The 18,238-nt window shown below is 42.8% G+C and carries 18 protein-coding genes; 8 read left to right on the top strand and 10 right to left on the bottom strand.

Going from position 1 to position 18,238, the window contains the following annotated elements:
* The first annotated feature begins 10 nt into the window (after nucleotides 1-10).
* The 3 genes from AAEM60_RS20610 (at nucleotide 11) to AAEM60_RS20600 (ending at nucleotide 4,507) form a co-directional block, all read left to right on the top strand.
* Nucleotides 11-1,315, top strand: coding sequence for a UDP-glucose/GDP-mannose dehydrogenase family protein (locus AAEM60_RS20610; protein ID WP_299742931.1), 1,305 nt, complete (start codon nucleotides 11-13; stop codon nucleotides 1,313-1,315).
* 71 nt (nucleotides 1,316-1,386) lie between these two features.
* Nucleotides 1,387-2,523 (top strand): glycosyltransferase family 2 protein, encoded by a 1,137-nt coding sequence (locus tag AAEM60_RS20605; RefSeq protein ID WP_299742934.1) that lies wholly within the window; start codon nucleotides 1,387-1,389, stop codon nucleotides 2,521-2,523.
* Between the two features lie 172 nt (nucleotides 2,524-2,695).
* On the top strand, nucleotides 2,696-4,507 hold the full coding sequence (locus AAEM60_RS20600; RefSeq protein ID WP_341357000.1) for an LTA synthase family protein: 1,812 nt from the start codon (nucleotides 2,696-2,698) through the stop codon (nucleotides 4,505-4,507).
* Between the two features lie 16 nt (nucleotides 4,508-4,523).
* On the opposite strand, the gene AAEM60_RS20595 is transcribed toward AAEM60_RS20600, so the two are convergent.
* The 3 genes from AAEM60_RS20595 to AAEM60_RS20585 all read right to left on the bottom strand — a co-directional run bounded on the left by AAEM60_RS20595 (nucleotide 4,524) and on the right by AAEM60_RS20585 (nucleotide 7,489).
* Nucleotides 4,524-4,991, bottom strand: coding sequence for an SRPBCC family protein (locus tag AAEM60_RS20595; protein ID WP_299742939.1), 468 nt, complete (start codon nucleotides 4,989-4,991; stop codon nucleotides 4,524-4,526).
* A 421-nt stretch (nucleotides 4,992-5,412) separates the two neighbouring features.
* On the bottom strand, nucleotides 5,413-6,474 hold the full coding sequence (locus tag AAEM60_RS20590) for an MraY family glycosyltransferase (protein ID WP_044338402.1): 1,062 nt from the start codon (nucleotides 6,472-6,474) through the stop codon (nucleotides 5,413-5,415).
* A 370-nt stretch (nucleotides 6,475-6,844) separates the two neighbouring features.
* Nucleotides 6,845-7,489 (bottom strand): YigZ family protein, encoded by a 645-nt coding sequence (locus AAEM60_RS20585; protein ID WP_299742946.1) that lies wholly within the window; start codon nucleotides 7,487-7,489, stop codon nucleotides 6,845-6,847.
* Nucleotides 7,490-8,028: 539 nt separating this feature from the next.
* On the opposite strand from AAEM60_RS20585, the gene AAEM60_RS20580 reads away from it, so the two are divergent.
* The 3 genes from AAEM60_RS20580 (at nucleotide 8,029) to AAEM60_RS20570 (ending at nucleotide 10,190) form a co-directional block, all read left to right on the top strand.
* Nucleotides 8,029-9,171: a sensor histidine kinase gene (locus AAEM60_RS20580; RefSeq protein ID WP_299742949.1), complete on the top strand. Its 1,143-nt coding sequence runs from the start codon at nucleotides 8,029-8,031 to the stop codon at nucleotides 9,169-9,171.
* Between the two features lie 30 nt (nucleotides 9,172-9,201).
* Nucleotides 9,202-9,879, top strand: coding sequence for a response regulator transcription factor (locus AAEM60_RS20575; protein ID WP_299742952.1), 678 nt, complete (start codon nucleotides 9,202-9,204; stop codon nucleotides 9,877-9,879).
* Between the two features lie 146 nt (nucleotides 9,880-10,025).
* The gene (locus AAEM60_RS20570; protein WP_299742954.1) at nucleotides 10,026-10,190 is read left to right on the top strand and encodes a hypothetical protein; all 165 of its coding nucleotides are present in this window, start codon (nucleotides 10,026-10,028) and stop codon (nucleotides 10,188-10,190) included.
* A 125-nt stretch (nucleotides 10,191-10,315) separates the two neighbouring features.
* On the opposite strand, the gene treR is transcribed toward AAEM60_RS20570, so the two are convergent.
* Nucleotides 10,316-11,038, bottom strand: coding sequence for a trehalose operon repressor (treR, locus tag AAEM60_RS20565; RefSeq protein ID WP_341356999.1), 723 nt, complete (start codon nucleotides 11,036-11,038; stop codon nucleotides 10,316-10,318).
* A 118-nt stretch (nucleotides 11,039-11,156) separates the two neighbouring features.
* Between treR and AAEM60_RS20560 the strand changes: the two genes are divergently transcribed.
* Nucleotides 11,157-11,768, top strand: a complete 612-nt coding sequence (locus AAEM60_RS20560; RefSeq protein ID WP_299742960.1) for a hypothetical protein — start codon at nucleotides 11,157-11,159, stop codon at nucleotides 11,766-11,768.
* Nucleotides 11,769-11,819: 51 nt separating this feature from the next.
* Here the strand turns inward: AAEM60_RS20560 and AAEM60_RS20555 are convergent, their stop codons facing one another.
* The 3 genes from AAEM60_RS20555 to treP all read right to left on the bottom strand — a co-directional run bounded on the left by AAEM60_RS20555 (nucleotide 11,820) and on the right by treP (nucleotide 15,558).
* Nucleotides 11,820-11,987 carry an aspartyl-phosphate phosphatase Spo0E family protein gene (locus tag AAEM60_RS20555; protein ID WP_299742963.1) on the bottom strand — a complete coding sequence of 56 codons (168 nt, stop codon included), beginning with the start codon at nucleotides 11,985-11,987 and terminating at the stop codon, nucleotides 11,820-11,822.
* Between the two features lie 123 nt (nucleotides 11,988-12,110).
* Nucleotides 12,111-13,796: an alpha,alpha-phosphotrehalase gene (gene treC, locus AAEM60_RS20550; protein ID WP_299742966.1), complete on the bottom strand. Its 1,686-nt coding sequence runs from the start codon at nucleotides 13,794-13,796 to the stop codon at nucleotides 12,111-12,113.
* A 346-nt stretch (nucleotides 13,797-14,142) separates the two neighbouring features.
* Nucleotides 14,143-15,558, bottom strand: a complete 1,416-nt coding sequence (gene treP, locus AAEM60_RS20545) for a PTS system trehalose-specific EIIBC component (protein ID WP_299742969.1) — start codon at nucleotides 15,556-15,558, stop codon at nucleotides 14,143-14,145.
* Nucleotides 15,559-15,920: 362 nt separating this feature from the next.
* Between treP and AAEM60_RS20540 the strand changes: the two genes are divergently transcribed.
* Nucleotides 15,921-16,337, top strand: coding sequence for a hypothetical protein (locus AAEM60_RS20540; protein WP_299742972.1), 417 nt, complete (start codon nucleotides 15,921-15,923; stop codon nucleotides 16,335-16,337).
* Between the two features lie 138 nt (nucleotides 16,338-16,475).
* Here AAEM60_RS20540 and AAEM60_RS20535 read toward each other — a convergent pair whose 3' ends face one another.
* The 3 genes from AAEM60_RS20535 to AAEM60_RS20525 form a co-directional block, all read right to left on the bottom strand.
* On the bottom strand, nucleotides 16,476-16,718 hold the full coding sequence (locus AAEM60_RS20535) for a hypothetical protein (RefSeq protein ID WP_299742975.1): 243 nt from the start codon (nucleotides 16,716-16,718) through the stop codon (nucleotides 16,476-16,478).
* 60 nt (nucleotides 16,719-16,778) lie between these two features.
* A complete protein-coding gene (locus tag AAEM60_RS20530) occupies nucleotides 16,779-17,030 on the bottom strand; it encodes a hypothetical protein (RefSeq protein ID WP_299742978.1) in 252 nt (83 codons plus the stop codon).
* A gap of 148 nt (nucleotides 17,031-17,178) precedes the next feature.
* The gene (locus AAEM60_RS20525; protein ID WP_299742981.1) at nucleotides 17,179-18,225 is read right to left on the bottom strand and encodes an acyltransferase; all 1,047 of its coding nucleotides are present in this window, start codon (nucleotides 18,223-18,225) and stop codon (nucleotides 17,179-17,181) included.
* Between the last annotated feature and the right edge of the window lie 13 nt (nucleotides 18,226-18,238).

Below are 18,238 nucleotides of genomic sequence, written 5' to 3'. Positions count from 1 at the left end.
AGAAATTAAGATGAACATTTGTGTAATTGGTACAGGTTATGTAGGACTTGTTTCAGGCGTATGCTTCAGTGACGCCGGAAACAAAGTGACATGCCTGGATATAGACGCTCAAAAAGTAGAGAACCTGAAAAATGGGATCATCCCTATTTACGAGCCGGGCTTAACCGAATTAGTAGAAAAGAACATCAGCGAAGGCCGCTTATCCTTCACAACGGATTATGCTGAAGGGATGAAGGATGCAGATCTTGTCATCATTGCGGTTGGAACTCCTCCAAAAGAGAATGGTGAGGCGAACCTGCAATATATTGAAGCGGCTGCCCGCTCGATTGCAGAGCACCTTCATGACTATAAAGTGATCGTGACGAAGAGTACGGTTCCAGTGGGAACAGGTGCCATGATCAAAGGTGTCATCAAAGAAGTAGTCGGCCATGAAGAATTCGATGTGGCATCAAACCCTGAATTCCTTCGTGAAGGGTCGGCCATTTATGATACAGTGAATATGGAAAGAGCAGTCATCGGTGTGGAATCAGAGAAAGCAGAGGCGATCCTGAAGGAATTACATGCTCCTTTTACCAAAAATATCGTCGTGACAAACATCGAAACATCTGAAATGATCAAATATGCGTCCAATGCGTTCCTTGCAACGAAAATCAGCTTCATCAATGAAGTGGCGAACGTGTGTGAACTTGTTGGGGCGGACGTGACGAAGGTAGCAGAAGGAATGGGATATGACCCGCGTATCGGCCCTCAATTCCTGAACGCTGGAATCGGCTACGGAGGTTCTTGTTTCCCTAAAGATACAAGTGCCCTTGTCAAGATTGCCGATCAAGTGGGCTACGACTTCAAAATCGTCAAAGACGTTGAAGCGGTGAATGGTCTTCAGCGCTTTAAGGTTGTAAACAAGCTGGTAGAAGCCTTTGATGGCGACCTGACAAACAAGAAAATTGCTGTCCTTGGTCTTGCATTTAAGCCGAATACAGATGATATGAGGGACGCACCTTCTGTTGATGTCATTCCTAAACTGCAAGAACTGGGAGCGGACATCACCGCCTATGATCGCATTGCAGAGAAAAACGCTAAAGCGCTCATTCCAAATCTTCGTACTGGACAAGACCTGTATGAAGTCATCCAGAACTCGGATGCCATCCTGATTCTGACAGAGTGGGATGAAGTAAGAGAGCTGGATTTAGAAAAAGTAGCTACACTAGTAAACAGCAAAGTCATCGTTGATGGACGTAATATCTTTGATCCTGCTCATATGGAAGAGAACGGATTCTATTATGCGTCAATCGGAAGAAAAACGGTCAAAGCATAACATGATAGGTGGATCCTTCATCAGGGTCCACCTTCAATTGGTAATAAGGATAGATGAGAGGAAGTCATGATATGATACTGGAAATAATCTTTTGGCTGCTGATCCTCCTTTCGGTTTATATCTATGCCGGTTATCCGATCCTGCTGAAGCTCATATCAGGAGTTGTCAAAAAGGATCAAATCACGGATACAGGCTATGAACCAAAGGTAACGCTCTTTATCGCAGCATACAACGAAGAGAAAGTCATCGCTGAAAAAGTACAAAATTCTGTGGATCTTGATTATCCACAGGACAAGCTTGAAATCATCGTTGTGTCAGATGATTCATCCGACAGAACGAACGACATCGTCAATGAGTTCGTGGCGAAATATCCGAACGTGAAGCTGAATGTCGTAAAAGGAAGAAAAGGGAAGACAGCGGCACTGAACAAGTCCGTTCCGTTGGCAACTGGTGAAGTCCTTGTATTCTCGGATGCGAACTCGCTTTACAATAAGGATGCTGTTCATCATTTAGTGAAGCACTTTAAAGATGAAGAAATCGGTGGGGTTTGTGGTGAGCTTAGATTAACCAATCCAACAAACTCATCTATCGGAGAATCAGAGGGTGCTTACTGGAAGTATGAGAAGCTCCTGAAAATGCTCGAAACGGCAACAGGTACGACGATCGTGGCAAATGGTTCGATCTATGCGCTCCGTAAAGAATTATTCAAAGAGATGAATCCGAACGTCGGCGATGATATGCAGAACCCGCTGATCATCATCAACCAGCAAAAGCGATTCGTCTATGAACCGAATGCGATCACGATGGAAGAGACATCACCAAAATCATCAGAAGAATTTGGCCGGAAAGTCCGTATCGTAACGCGAAGCTTCACAGGGATCATGAGCTACAAGCATGTGTTGAATCCGTTCAGGAATTTCGATTTCTTCTATAAATACATGTCTCATAAATTCTTGAGATGGCTTGTTCCTTACTATATGATTGCCATTTTTATCATTAATCTTTTCTTACTGGATCAGCCATTCTATCAAGTCATGTTCGGCTTACAATTGGCATTCTACCTCCTCGCACTTTTAGGCAAAGTGACGAGCAACAAAATCACGTATATCCCTTACTACTTCTGCCTGGTAAACTATGCAGCCTTCCTTGGTACGCTGAGAGCGATCTCAGGTAAGAGACAGGCAACATGGACACCGACTAGTAGATAATGGAAACGAAACCCGGTTTGAGCCTCTCAAATCGGGTTTTTTCGCGACTTTATTTGTCGTGTCCATCCCTAATAAAGTCGATTTCTACAATAAAATGTCAAACCCTGACTTTATAAGTAAAAGGAAAAGTGTTAAAATTTTATTACAATTATGTAAACGAGGTATTAAGATTATGAATCTAGTAAACAAGCTAAAAGAGGCACTGCTTTCCATATGGCAGGACAAACTCCTGCTCATCTCTGCCGTTGGTCTTTCCATTAAAGTCGTATTATTCTATTTATTATTAGGAAAAGGCCTATTTGAAGTGAAAAGCTTATTCGTGACGCTTCCGGGCAGTATTTTGATGTTATTTTCATTTGTGTTTCTGTTTAAAACCTGGTCGAGAAAGACGGCCATCATCGGTCTAAATATTGTCGCGACCTTCCTATTGCTGTCCCAGTTATGGTATATCCGCTACTTTGGAACACCACTATCGTTCTTTGCCTTACTGCAGACGTCCAATCTTTCAGGACTCGGACCGAGCATCATGGAACTGATCAACGGGCTGGATGTCCTGTTTGTAGTGGATATCATCCTATTGCTCATCCTGACGAAAAAGAAATCCTTTTCGATTCCCAAGGTACAATGGAAAACCTTTATCATCATTTTCCTGGCAGGTTTCAGCATCCTTGCCGTGAAGCCTTTGAAGAATCACTATATCGATGGCACTCCATATGCCCAGATCTTCAAGATTTACGATCGCTATGATTACATATTGAAGTTCAATCCGCTTCAATACAGTGTGCTGGATATGTACCTGTTTTATCAAAACAATCGCTACATCGACTTGAACGAGGAAGAGGAAACCCTCGTAAAAGAATGGTTTGACAATAAAGAGGAAAATAGAGAAAAAAGGCTGTACTTAAACAATAAGTACGAAGGAGTCGGAGAAGGGAAAAACCTGCTCATCCTTCAATTTGAATCACTTGAAAACTGGGTGCTGAATAAAAAGGTGAATGGGAAAGAAGTAACCCCCAACCTGAACAAACTGTTGAAGAACAGTATCTATGCGTCCAACTTCTATCCGCAGACAAAGGGCGGACGAAGCTCTGATGCAGAGTTTGTCGTGAATACATCCCTGCTTCCGGTCATGGAGGGGAGCACATTCTTCCGCTATCCGACGAATGATTATACGACGCTTCCCGGACTGTTGAAAGAGGAAGGGTATTCAACCTATGCCTTCCACGGGGACGAGGGAACGTATTGGAACAGACGTGAAGCTTACCCGCATATCGGGATTGATGAATATCATGCCATTGAGGAGTTTCATGAAGGCGAAGAAATCGGGATGGGCCTGAGTGATGAAGAGTTTTTCCATCAATCGGTTGAATTCTTGAGTAAAAAGGAGCAGCCTTACTTTGGCTATTTGATTACGCTGACAAGTCACACGCCGTTCGTCATCCCGGAACAATTCAGAGGTCTTGAATTTGAAGCTCAATACAGCGATACATCCGCTGCTCATTACCTGCAGTCCATACACTACACGGATATGGCGGTCGGTAAGCTGATGGAAGATCTTGAAGCGAACGATATGCTCGATGACACCATCATTGCGATCTTCGGTGATCACGCCGCTTTCGAAAACAGCTACAAAGATCAAATGATGAAAGAAAATCCAAAGGTTGAAGGGATCGACGAAGAGGGCAGAGTGCCGTTCATCCTCTACAATCCTGGCATGGAACCGATGGAACTGGACAAGGCCTACGGTCAAGTCGATATCTTCCCTACGCTGGCCTATGTCATGGGCATTGAGGAAAAGAAGTATGGAGATGTGGTAATGGGAAGAAACATGCTTACATCGGATGACAGTTTTGCCGTCATCCCACTCGAGAATACGATTCGATCAGATCGTGAACTGTCCGACGATAAGAAGGAATTCGAATTGAAAGCTCAGCAAGTATCGGATCTGATCATCAGAAGCAATTATTTTGAGGAAAAAGAATAACGCTCGCACTCCTATCTCATGAGGTAGGAGTGTTTGTTTGTTCAGCGATCTTCTTCAATTCGTTTGCTCTCATCTTGATGAACGTGTGCATGTACCTTTTTAAAAAGAGTTTGTCTGCAAGCGTCCCGATTATGCCCAATGGAGCTTCATATGAGAAAGTATCCTTCATTAGTGTGCCATTATCCTGTTGGCTAAATTCATGGATATGAGTAAAGGATGTAAAAGCACCCTTCACCATAACGTCCGTGAACGAATGGGGGGCGTCCATTTCGACAATTTGAGCCGTCAGTCGCTGTTTAACGCCAAAATGAACGGCTTCCCATGTCACGGTATCTCCAATCTCCAATAAACCGCTTGTGACGCCTCCTATGGCCCTCTCTTTCGTTTTAGAGGTCGTTTGAGTATGAATATCCACATTGCGGGCTAAGTCGAAACAAACAGAAACAGGAGCGTTTATATGCGTGATTTGACGAATGGTGGGCAAAATAGAGTCAACTCCTTGTCTTTGGTCAATCAATAAGGGGGACGGTCCTCGATGTATCGTACGCTTATCAAGAAAATTCGACACGATGGATCAATAAAATGAAGTGAGGATCAATTAATCAGATTCAGGATTAATACAGCCCAATAAGGATCAATTATCGGATATCAGGATCAATTATATCCCAAACCGGATCAATTCTCCCGCGAAGCCCATCTCAACCTACAGATCCGTCACCAGAATCGGCCTTTAGGCTGGCTTTAAACTACATTCCCAGCTAAAAAAGGACAATCTAAAGAAAATCCTTGTAATCAGCCAATTTGGAGCCATAATCGATCTCAATCAGACAAAAAGAAAACCTTGGATAATCATCCAAGGTTTTCTACTAATCTAGTATTTTCCACGCATAAACGTGAGCGTGTGCTTATCTTTCGCGTAATTTCTTCATCGTATTGATCAAAGGCTTATGCTGACCGATCAATCCAACCACTTCTGCCGTCAACTGAATGATAATCACCAGGACAGCGGAGAAGAGAATAGCTCCCCAAAGGGTTGATCGAGTGAATAGGATCGCGCATAGTCCGAAAAATGCTCCAATCGCATAAATAATCAGGACCGTCTCTTTATGAGAGAAGCCCATTGCCAGTAAGCGATGGTGTAAATGGGACTTATCAGGTGCTGAAATCTTTTGCTTATTCAGGATACGTCTGATAATCGCAAAGAACGTATCAAAAATCGGTATAGCCAGGATGATAATTGGAACAACTAAACTGAAGATCGTGACACTCTTAAACAATCCAAGGAGCGAGATGATGGAAATACAATAGCCAAGGAACAATGCTCCCGTATCACCCATAAAGATCTTCGCAGGATTAAAGTTGAAGAACAGGAATCCGATTGTCCCTCCGATCAGGATAACGGTAAGGGCAACCACCATATACTGACCATTCATGGCTGCAAGAGCCATAATGGAAGTCATGGCAATGACGGATACTCCCCCTGCAAGTCCATCCAGTCCATCGATCAGGTTAATGGCATTGGTGATCCCTACGATCCACAGAATACCGAACACATAACTGAAATTCCCTAAATATATACGCTCTGCCACGAAAGGCAAAGTAATGAAGTCAATTTTAAAGTCGGCAAACACGACGATACAAGCTGCCAGGATTTGTCCAACAAGCTTAGCTTTTGGTGACAGGGTAAAGCGATCATCAAGGATCCCTACGATCAGGATGATTCCACCCCCGAGAATGACCGGCCAAAGTGGAGCGATCAGATCATTCAAATACAGCAAGCCAGCTGATGCACCTATGACGATCGACAAGCCGCCCACACGAGGCATTAGTCCTTTGTGGACCTTTCGATGGTCTGGTTTATCGACAAAGCCAAATCGCTTGGCGAATTTGATTACGAATGGAGTCACTGCTACAGAAACAACTAAAGAAATAGCAAAAGCAATTACAAAATCGATTAGAGAGTACATTCGTTCACCTCTTTTTCTTCAATGGGCACTCCAATTGTAAGAATACCACATATTTAATGATGTGCAACATTTTTTTTAAGGGAACAATTACTAAAATGCGTAGTGGCTATTTTGTCAAAAAAAGCAGAGGCTTTCTTCATTAGACGTCGAATTTTAGTGAAAAGTTTCAAAAGTAACAAGTTAATTTATTACTACCCATTAACCAGATGAATCTAAACGTTAGGATGTCCAATTAATTTCACCATTGTAGGCGAAAAAAGGTTATTTCTCTATCCGTCTAAAGAGTCATTTTTCCGTGTTACTTCTATACAATTAGTATGAGTTTAATGATGGCTTTGTAAGAAAAAAGATTTTTCCAATGTAAAGATTTTTACGGGTTGGTTTCAACAGGTGTTTCAAGGTATTCCACATCGCCTTCTCTTATGTCAGCCTGTCCATTTGTGAGCTCCGTCATCCACTCGTTGAACGCGGACTTTTTGGCTTCCTCGACATAGACCTCGACCTCGACGGCTTCCAGGTAATGAATGTCTTTCAGTTGATAATGGGAGGACCTCACTTCGTTTTCCACTTTTCCAAGCCATGTATAATCAATCGTAGACTTCATGATGCGCATCAGCTTTCTTTCCACAATACCGGCAGCATTCAAGCCTTCTGACGTCGCACGTCCATATGCACGGATCAGTCCGCCGGCGCCAAGCTTGATCCCACCGAAATAACGGGTGACCACGACAACGGTGTCTTTAAGATCCCTCTTTTTTAATACCTCGAGCATAGGTACACCCGCAGTACCACTGGGTTCACCATCGTCATTTGCTTTCTGGATCAGATTATTTTCACCGATCATATAGGCGGAACAGTTATGATTTGCATCCGAGTGCTTTTTCTTAATGGCTGCGATGAATTCCTGTGCTTCTTCTTCTGATTCCACCCGATTGACGTAGGTGATGAACCTGGAACGTTCTATATTAATTTCATGCTCTCCGTAACCCTTGACGGTATTATAGTGATGTAGCAATACGGTTTCTCCTTTCCAATTCCATATGTATGAATAATGGCGAAATACGCGTTTAATCTCTATTTGCATCCTATATCTACTATATATAAAAGTAGAACGGATTGCACATAAATAAATATCAATTTCCAATTACCTACGGAAAAAACTGGTTCTACATGAAATAATGGTAATACAATGTAATCAAACTTTAATCTCCGACAATATATGACATGGTATAATGGACGCTGATAGTAATACTTCAGTTGTTCCAAAGCTCTTTAAAGGGAAGTCGAATGGTCTAGATAATTCCCATTCATTCTCTTCGAACCTTGAGCGAATGATCCCTTGGTAGAGGTATTACATAGGAATATGCCTAGATGAATAAAGGAGTTTTGTGATTTTGCATTGAAATGATAAGAGGTACGATTTTAAAGCGGAGTGGTAGGTCTATGGACATAACGAACGCAAGCTGAAAAATCAATTATTATTATGCAAGAATAGTTTTTCATAAAGCTTTATGCTAGGTTGACTACTATTGTGGAACAAAAGAGGGGTGTACCGTGTCACTTAAAAAAATAAACACCAAGATGTTAGATAGCATCCTGAAAAAGATGGTCGATACGGTTGACGAAAGTAAGGATGAAATCTTCCAGATTGGCGAGCAATGTCGAACTGATTATGAAGATTTGATGAAAGAATTACTGGATGTAAAAGAAATGGTCTTGAAGGTGATTGATCAAGGAGATGACCTCCAACAGAAATCCAAGTTTGCACGGCTTAGACTTTCCGAAGTAAGCAAACATTTTCAAACCTATTCAGAAGACCAGGTTAGAGAAGCGTACGAGAAAGCTCATGACCTGCAAATGAAACTATCAATGAATAGACAGCATGAAAAGCAGCTGAGAGATCGCCGCGATGAACTCGAAAGGCGATTACACACACTCGGGGACACGATCGAACGGGCAGAAAATCTTTGCTCGCAAATATCCGTCGTTCTCAATTATTTGAATAGTGACTTAAGGCAAGTGAATGAGGCACTGGAGGACGCGAAGCAGCGTCAGGATTTCGGCCTTCAAATCATCGAGGCACAAGAGGACGAGCGGAAACGCTTATCCCGTGAAATTCACGACGGACCTGCACAAATGATGGCCAACGTCTTGATGCGTTCCGATTTGATCGAACGTGTCTACCGTGAAAAAGGGACAGACGATGCCATCAAGGAAATCCGCGACCTCAAACGGATGGTCCGCTCAGCCCTATACGAGGTCCGACGCATCATTTACGACCTCAGACCAATGGCACTTGATGACCTGGGGTTGATTCCGACCCTCAAAAAATACTTGAGTACTATCGAAGAGTATAACCAGAAGACCTCCATTCAGTTTGTGAATATGGGGCTTGATATCAGACTTCCTTCAAAATTCGAAGTCGCTCTGTTCCGATTAGTACAAGAAAGTGTTCAAAACGCACTTAAGCACGCTGAAGCGTCACATGTCCAAGTTAAAGTAGAAGTAAAGAAAGACCAAATAACAGTTGTTGTCAAAGACAACGGCAAAGGATTCGATAAAGATAAACAGAAAACTGGATCCTTTGGCATCATGGGGATGAAAGAACGTGTCGACCTTCTCGAAGGAGACATCACGATTGACTCAAAAGTAGGGACAGGAACGGTGATCCTGATCCAAGTCCCGCTTAATATGTAAATTTTTCCAAGGTTTAGGGAGGCGAAAGACATGGCAACAAATATTGTTATCATTGATGATCATCAGCTTTTCAGAGAGGGAGTAAAACGAATCCTTGAATTCGAACCTTCTTTCAACGTAGTAGCAGAAGGCGATGACGGTTCAGAAGCCATGAACCTAGTAGAAGCACACGAACCAGATGTTGTCCTGATGGATATCAATATGCCTGAAACAAACGGCGTAGAAGCAACTCGTGAACTAATGGACAGATACCCGGATACTAAAGTCATCATTCTATCCATTCACGATGACGAAAACTATGTAAACCATGCGCTAAAAACAGGAGCACTCGGTTATCTATTAAAAGAGATGGACTCAGAAGCACTGGTTGATGCAGTGAAGATCGTCGCAGATGGCGGCTCCTACGTTCATCCGAAGGTAACCCATAACCTGGTAGCAGAATACAAGCGCCTGGCAAACGCCCAAAACTCAGGTGGATTCCAACAATCCGAAGTTCGCCGCCCGCTTCACCTATTAACGCGCCGCGAGTGTGAAGTACTGCAAATGCTGGCTGACGGTAAGAGCAACCGCGGTATTGGTGAAGGACTGTACATCAGTGAAAAAACTGTTAAAAATCATGTAAGTAATATATTACAAAAAATGAACGTGAATGACCGTACCCAGGCAGTAGTAACTGCGATTAAGAACGGTTGGGTAGAGGTACGATAACGTTTAGAGAGACATGCGTATTGTTAATTTGTTGTTGAGAAAACGGCCCTTCTTTGAGAAGGGCCGTTTTTTTGGTTTGTTTGGAGGGGTTTTGGATGGGTTTAGGGCTTTAGATTGTCTTTTTTTAGCCGGGAGTGGGATTTTCGATGGGATTGAAGGCCGAAATAAGAGTGAAATACCTGATCAAGGATACCCTCGCGAAGGAATTGATCCCTGTTGAAGGGGTTTCAATCCTGAATGGGGATAATCAATCCTTGACGGGGTTTATTGATCCTGAATCAAATTTATTAATCCTCTTTGCTAATAATTGATCCTCCGTGTCCAATATTCTTTACTAGTAGGCATGCGTTAGGACCGTCCATTACCACTCTCAATCTGCAACAACGACAAAGGTTCAACAAAAAAATCCACTCCCCAACCAGGAAGTGGACCCACCTTAATGCTTTCTCCGCGCAAAATCAACAAACCGGAACATATCCAACCGGTGGCGTGATTCCGTATACTCAAACAGAGTCGCATCCTTCAAGTGAACATAGTTCTTCACGACGACCACGTGATCATAGTCATGTAAATCAAGGTACTTCCGGTCCTCGTCCGTACACTCTTCGACGACAATCTCTTTTTTGGCAAAATCGATGGGGAGCTCAAGCTCGCCTTCTAAATATTCATATATGGAGTTCTCGCATATTTCTTTTGTCAGAAGCGGCACCTGCTCCTTCAGGAAGTAGGATTTGTCGAGGATGATTCGCTCACCGCCGATTCGACGCGAGCGAACGACTTTCCATACTTCAGCATTGGCAGTGGCTTCGAGTTGTGATGCAACCTGATCATCAGCACCGATCAAGCCGAAGTCATGAACATATGTCTCAATCTGATCCCGGCCCATCGATGTCTGCAGCTCTTTAAAGCTGACAAGCCCCGATATCGGAAAGCTCATCCGCGATACATCGAGTACAAGGGAGCCTTTTCCACGCAGTTTCTGGATGAGTCCTTTTTGAGCCAATAATGTAAGCGCTTTACGAATCGTCTCACGTGAAGTGGCATAGATCACCGAGAGCTCGTTTTCTGATGGCAGGATCGAATTCGCTGTATAGGTGCCATCCTGTATTTTTTCAGAGAGGTCCTCGAAGATTTGTTTGTATTTATTGCTTTGCGTCATAATATCACCTGCTATTATTTTACCATAATTAATTGGAAGAAATGAGATTGAACTTGAGTGTTGTGAATATTTTCAATAGAATGGAGATAGCGCAAATTTTAGAAAAGGGTGAAGAGCATTGTCGAAACAGCATTGGAAGAAAATTATGTTGGGAATTGGCATGAGTACGTTACTATTGGGTGCTTGTGGTGCAGATGAAGAGAAGAAGGAAGAGAACACGAACAGTACGGAAGAGGTAAAGCCAAGTGAAGACCCGGCAACAGACGAAGCGGCATCTCTGAATCAGATGACACAAATCGTTGAGGATGCGAGCGAGCTGAAAGAAGCAGAGGGTATCCCGGAAGAAGAGAAAACGGCGATCAACGCAGCCTTTGATCAATATATCAATGCATTTAACGAAGAAGACTTCGAATCATATATGAGTGTCATCTCGAAGACACCGGTGAATTTCGAATACGCGGACGAAGAACGCTATGTCAAACAGATCTTTGACTCCGTAGATTCGAAACGTACGGTGGAAAACGTGAAGATCATCAATTACGCAGCTGGTAAAAAAGCAGACGTTTATGCTGAAATTCAAGCGACGACGAAGGACCCGAACAGCGATAAAGAAGTGACTCGTTCCGGTAAGCAAGTGACCGTCTTCCATAAGAAAGAAGATGGATGGAAGGTTGCGGCGATTTTCTTCTTAGCTAGTGAAGGGGAAGAGGAAGCGGAAGCGGCAGAATAATCATAAAGGAGAAGCCTGTGCGAATCATTCCAGACTCACACAGGCTTTTTGTTATGTAGCTTTTTGTTGAGTAAACTCATTAATCAGTTTATCAAGTTCTTGACTCATCTGGATGGTAGTAGGATTTGAGACCCCATTTAATAGAGCATATTCCTGAAGCTCGATTCTTTTTTGTTCCATTACTTGAAGAGTAGGCTGAATTTCTATAATTTGGGGCATCGCTGAATCCTCCTTAAATAAATTACCATTATTATGACACATCTCATCACTCTCGTATATATTTTTTGAATTATCAGTAAAAAAGAACCTGACATCTAAAGTAGATGCCAGGTTCTCCAACCATTATTTAGTAAAATGGAATACAATTGATTCATACGGGCGTAACCTAATATTCCTATAAACATTCGCCGTATCACTGTAGTTCGACAACAATACCTCACTCGACCAGCCTTCTACATCGACTTCATCAGGAAGAGTAAATTTCGTTTCATGTCCATAGAAGTTATTCACTACCAGTAATTTTTCACCATCGCCGTTACGGACATAAGCGAAAATATCACGGTGATCTTCTAAAATCAATTGATAGTCGCCATCCACGATAATGGTATATTCTTTACGAAGGCGATTCAGCTTCTGATAGTGATAGAAGACAGAGTTCTCGTCGTTCAATGCTTGTTCAGCATTGATTTCTTTATAATTCTTAGCTACCGGAATCCAAGGAGTGCCGCTCGTAAATCCGGCATTTTCTTCACCATTCCACTGAACCGGCGTTCTTGAGTTGTCACGGGACTTGTGGCGCAGGATATCCAGGATTTCTTCCTCTGATTTCCCTTGTTCTTTCAAAATATTGAAGATGTTGATCGACTCAACGTCACGGTATTCATCGATGCTTGTGAATTTCGGATTCGTCATCCCGAACTCTTCACCCTGATAGATATAAGGCGTGCCCTGCATCATATGAATCGACGTCGCGAGCATCTTCGCCGATTCGTTACGGTATTCATCGTCATTGCCGTAGCGGGAAACGATACGAGGCTGGTCATGGTTGCACCAGAACAAAGCATTCCAGCCGCCGCCTTTATTCATTTCACGCTGCCAGGTAGATAGGATTTCCTTCAGCTTAAGAAAATCAAAGTCAGCGACAGACCATTTCTCCCCATTAGGGTAATCCACTTTCAGATGGTGGAAGTTGAACGTCATGCTGAGCTCGTTCCGGTCAGGTCGTGAGTATTTGATACAGTGATCGATCGTTGTAGAAGACATCTCACCAACTGTCATGATGTCGTACTGAGAGAAGACTTCCTTGTTCATCTCCTGCATATAGTCATGGACCTTGGGACCGTCTGTGTAGAACTTTCGGCCGTCTCCAGGTGCCACTGAACCGTCATCATCAGGGAAATCCTGATCCTTCGATATCAGGTTAATAACGTCCAGGCGGAAGCCGTCGACACCTTTCTTCAGCCAAAAGTGCATCATGTCATAAAGCTTCTTGCGGACCTCATCGTTCTCCCAGTTCAAGTCGGCCTGCGTCACGTCAAAGAGGTGAAGGTAGTACTGACCCGTTTTCTCATCATACTGCCACGCGTTGCCACCGAACTTGGACTGCCAGTTTGTCGGCTCGGAACCGTCCGGCTTGGCATCCTTCCAAATATAGAAATCACGGTACTCGTTATCCTTCGACTTACGGGACTCGACGAACCACTGATTCTCCGTGGACGTATGGTTGATCACGATATCCATGATGATCTTGATCCCACGCTCGTGAGCCTGTTCCAATAACTCATCGAAATCCTCCATCGTCCCGTATTCATCATGAATATTGAAATAATCGCTAATGTCATATCCGTTGTCGCGCTGAGGACTCTTGTAAATTGGCGTCAACCACACCACATCAACCCCAAGCTCCTTCAAATAATCCAACTTCGCCGTAATCCCCTTAATATCCCCAACGCCATTCCCCGACGTATCATAAAAACTCTTCGGATAAATCTGATACACAACCGACTTCTTCCACCAAGGCTGCTTCATATCTAAAACACCATCCTAGATTAAATTTTGAGGGACGGACCTCAATCGATTTCACTTATACACCATCATGGCCGTCAAACATGACTCTTCTGCGATTTAGTTATCATCAGGTCCGTCCCCGCATCACGGAAGAGGGACGGACCTCCAACACATATTCCTTTGATTTCTGACCAACGTGACCGACCACCCCGCACCACTAGAGGGTTTTAGGAGGTCCGTCCCTAAACAAAAGGGAGACAAGCATCCATCACACACAACCTGAACAGGCGAGTGGTTAGAATTGATTTGTCCCCCTTAGTTTAACTTGTATATACAAGTTGTTACAACTGTTTTTTCTATCTATTTATTAGGCTGCTTCGTTTTTGCTGAATTTTGACCATACGATTGTCAGGACGAATGGTACGACGATACAGATGGCCATTCCAATGAAGAAGGATAGCCAGTATTCAGGAATGATCGATAGGAATCCAGGTAAACCGCCGACACCGATGGAGAATGCTTTTGTTCCTGTCATCGCTAACAGTACACCACCGATGGCAGATCCGATCAAGGCACTGATGAATGGGTAGCGGTAGCGCAGGTTAACCCCGAACATCGCAGGTTCCGTAATTCCTAAATATGCCGAGATGGCAGACGTACCTGCCAGGCCGCGAAGCTTTTCGTTTTCTTTCTTCGCTACAAACATCATGGCAAGGGCTGCTGAACCCTGTGCGATATTCGATAGTGCCAGGATTGGCCATAGGAATGTTCCGCCTTGGCTTCCGACCAGCTGTAAGTCTACTGCAAGGAAGGTATGGTGCATACCTGTGATAACCATCACCGCATACAGACCACCATACAGCAATCCTCCTAACCAGGAAGCAGAGTCGAATACCCAAACCACACCGTCTGTTAATAGGTTACCGATAAAGAACGTAACCGGTCCAATCAAGATAAATGAAGCAAATCCAGTAATTAAGAGTGCAACTGGCGCTACTACCAAGAGCTTGATGGAATCATGAACTCTCTTATCCAAGAACATTTCAATTTTCGCTAATAGATAGGAAGCGAATAAAATCGGCAGGACTTGTCCTTGATATCCAATCTTGTCGACTTCAAATCCGAATAAGTTCCACGTAGGAATCTTTTCTGCACTTGCATAAGACCATGCGTTAAGTAAGTCCGGATGAACGAGCATAAGACCTAATACAATACCGAGTAATGGACTTCCGCCAAAACGCTTGACCGCTGACCAACCGATCAACCCTGGCAAGAATACAAAGGCCGTGTTGGCAATCAAGTTGATGATCGATGCAAAATCAGCCCACTGTTTATGAACATCGATGACCGATTTCTCATCATAAAAAATCCCGGGACCCGTCAAAATATTATTCAGACCCATCAACAAACCGGCTGTTACGATCGCCGGAAGGATCGGAATGAAGATATCCGCCAACACCTTGATCGCACGCTGCAATGGATTCAGGTTTTGAGTAGCGGCATCCTTCACATCCTGCTTGGATGCATGCTCAATCCCCGTTTCCTCCGCTAAAATTTGATACGCTTTATTTACAAGACCTTGTCCGATGACAACTTGGAATTGACCGTTGGAAGAGAATGAACCCTTCACAAGATCAATCGCCTCTAATCTTTCTTTATCCACTTTCTTCTCATCATTCAGTACCAGCCGAAGACGAGTCACACAATGAGTAGCCGTGCGGATATTATCCTTGCCGCCAATTGCTTCAATGATTTCCAGAACGTCTTCACGTTTCACGCTCATGAAATTCCCTCCCTTAGTGATGGTCCATGGCAACTCTCATAAAATGTCGAAAGTTGTCTTGAACCCGCTTTCATTTCTATTAATGGAATTCCCCTAAATAGTATGTGGAAAACACTTCTACCTATGCTTTCGTAAAAAACTTCCGATAAAACGAAACGCTTTCAACCAATGGGGGTCTTGTTGTATATACAAGATCTCCTTTTATTGTATTCATGTATATACAAGTTGTCAATGGAAAAGTGTAGCCGTTTTCATTTATGTGATTTTGAGGGAGGGGGAATTGAAATAACTCTATTGGTTTGCGATACTTAAAATTGAATAGATATATGTAAGAACTAATAGAAGAAGAGGAGTATGGAGCATTGAAGAAATGGTTGAGTGGCGTTTTATTTTGCATCTTTCTATCCGGGTGCACATCGAGTGAAACAACCAATTACGAATATACTTTTACTGGTGAGAGTGAGTATTGGGAAGCAGAGTACAAAGAGCGGGGGACCGGTGAAACTGCTGCTTTCAACAAAGTTGAGGATGAACTCATCGTAACGTATAAAGGACCGATAGAAGAGTTGGCAACAACCGAATTATTGTCCTACTCTTTTCAATCAACCGTCGATCAGGCTAGTGTTACGTCAACATTTGATCAGCCACTAAACACAAAACGTTTTACTATTCAGGGTGGATCGAAAAATAGAGACAGAACCAATAAGGAGGAGGTCTTAATTGTAAAGGTGCGTTGGAACGGGAAATTTGAAAATATCGAATTACATAGAGTGAAGTGAAGACAAAAAAAAGAGCCAATAATGACTCTTTCCCAGCACTCCATCATATATCCTTTAACCTAAACTCCCTCATTGTATTATATTTAAATTCCACAAGGCAGGAGTTTTCAGTAAGAATTAAGTATCTATTTCATTAGACTATTTCTCATACTTATTCCACATATAATAGTTATAAGCGATTTGTGCAACATGACCAAGCAAGAAGGCCGCCATAAAAATCCACGTATAAAAAAGGTCCAGGCCCAAAAATCTTAGTAGAACATACAAAACAGGGAAAAGCAGGGTCATCCAAAGGGTTCGGATCATTTTCCTTCTATAACTGAGCCTGAAATAAATCAGTTCAAAACCTTTGTCGACCTTCTCCGTATATCCTTCCCACATATCGAACCTCCTTTCAAGATGAAGAAACGCAAATGCACGACCCATGACTCTCCATGGCTTTTAATTGAAAGCTTTAAACAAACCAACCGCAACCACACCGATTACCCCTAATATCATCCAAATGAGAGCAGCGATGGTGAGCACCCAGCCTAAAACCTTCTTTCCCGTCAGGATCCAGTAAATCCCAAGCGTGACGAAACTGAAAATCAGTCCCAAAATGGCCCATAACCATTTATTTTTGTTATGCTTTTTCGCGTCGATAAACAAATAAACGGCAATAAGAATATTAAACAAATAAAATAAAGCTTCCAAAGTACCCCTCCTAAGTATTTTACACTTATATGTAAATTTACCTGTTTTTTCTAAGTGTAAACCACTTTGGGACAATTCGTCAGTAATTCCAATAAAAAAACGCCAGCTGTTTGCAAGCTGGCGTGCTTTCATATATTAAAGGATGCCATCAACCGGCCATCTTCACTTTTTCAACTGGCTTCTTCTTCTTAAGTAGTGCCTTATAATTAATCATCGAATAAACTCCGTACGAAATTCCCAGGCAAATTCCGAATACTACAACTGCAAATAGAAGATATTGAACAATCAATAAAGATTCATTCCCCGTGCTCATCCATTCCATCACGTTATTCCACAATCGCTGCCTGATCAACGGATGCTCGTGGATCAAGTAAACCCCCAACACATATCCCGATATGAAGTTGATCGGTCTTGATACAAACGTAAGCTTCGAGAAGAAGAGGAATAGCGCAAGTGACATCGCCACGATGACAGGTGAGTTATACGACAACAGCTTAAATGGTAATTCCCACGCTTGCAATATCACCAAAGCCGTAACGGCCCCAAGTAATATGTAAACGCTTAAATAATAGTGCTTGTTAAAGGAAGACAGGAACTGTCCATGCTGCCGTAAATACCCTGCCACAAAATATAGGAATATGAAATGCACGATGCTATAGCCGCCGTTCACCCCGAAGCTTCCCAACGGATGGAAGAACTGCCATACACAATTGATCATAAATAATAAGAAGAGAAATTTTCCGTAATCTTTCCTCGAGAGCTGATAGATCAAGATATTTAAATAAGGTGAAAGCAAGAACAATACGATGTACACGGTGATGAACCAGTAGGTGGACAGATACACCGGGAATACCGACCTGATGAAGCTGGTATAGGACCCATCCGTTAATTGTAAAACGGTCAGTCCTGCAAAAATAAGAACCGAGAAAATGAATGTTTCCCTTACGACTCTGAACGCTTTACTCATCTTAAATTGTGACTTACATAAAAAATACCCGCTAATCAAGACATACACATTGACCCCAACGATACAAAGCACCTTTATGAAATGGAATAGATATTGATTCACCATGCTTAACTCTGATATCGAAATATATTTTGAAAATCCGTAGGTACCGAAATGCAACAAGACGATCATGACCATCGACAGTACCCTGAGAGATTCAAAGTTTGACAGCCTAATTTTCTCCGCCAATCCAACCCGCCCC

It is taken from the genome of Rossellomorea sp. y25, assembly GCF_038049935.1.
Classification (GTDB): domain Bacteria; phylum Bacillota; class Bacilli; order Bacillales; family Bacillaceae_B; genus Rossellomorea.
The sequence above is the reverse complement of the archived record's forward strand: the minus strand, read 5'-3'. Positions and strand labels throughout refer to the sequence as shown.

Excerpts from the sequence above, each read along its gene's own strand:
- AAEM60_RS20575 (WP_299742952.1), top strand. The coding sequence starts at position 9,202 with ATGGCAACAAATATTGTTATCATTGATGATCATCAGCTTTTCAGAGAG.
- AAEM60_RS20555 (WP_299742963.1), bottom strand. The coding sequence starts at position 11,987 with ATGCCCCAAATTATAGAAATTCAGCCTACTCTTCAAGTAATGGAACAA.
- AAEM60_RS20570 (WP_299742954.1), top strand. The coding sequence starts at position 10,026 with ATGGGATTGAAGGCCGAAATAAGAGTGAAATACCTGATCAAGGATACC.
- AAEM60_RS20590 (WP_044338402.1), bottom strand. The coding sequence starts at position 6,474 with ATGTACTCTCTAATCGATTTTGTAATTGCTTTTGCTATTTCTTTAGTT.
- AAEM60_RS20600 (WP_341357000.1), top strand. The coding sequence starts at position 2,696 with ATGAATCTAGTAAACAAGCTAAAAGAGGCACTGCTTTCCATATGGCAG.
- AAEM60_RS20535 (WP_299742975.1), bottom strand. The coding sequence starts at position 16,718 with ATGTGGGAAGGATATACGGAGAAGGTCGACAAAGGTTTTGAACTGATT.
- AAEM60_RS20610 (WP_299742931.1), top strand. The coding sequence starts at position 11 with ATGAACATTTGTGTAATTGGTACAGGTTATGTAGGACTTGTTTCAGGC.
- AAEM60_RS20605 (WP_299742934.1), top strand. The coding sequence starts at position 1,387 with ATGATACTGGAAATAATCTTTTGGCTGCTGATCCTCCTTTCGGTTTAT.
- treC (WP_299742966.1), bottom strand. The coding sequence starts at position 13,796 with ATGAAGCAGCCTTGGTGGAAGAAGTCGGTTGTGTATCAGATTTATCCG.
- treR (WP_341356999.1), bottom strand. The coding sequence starts at position 11,038 with ATGACGCAAAGCAATAAATACAAACAAATCTTCGAGGACCTCTCTGAA.
- treP (WP_299742969.1), bottom strand. The coding sequence starts at position 15,558 with ATGAGCGTGAAACGTGAAGACGTTCTGGAAATCATTGAAGCAATTGGC.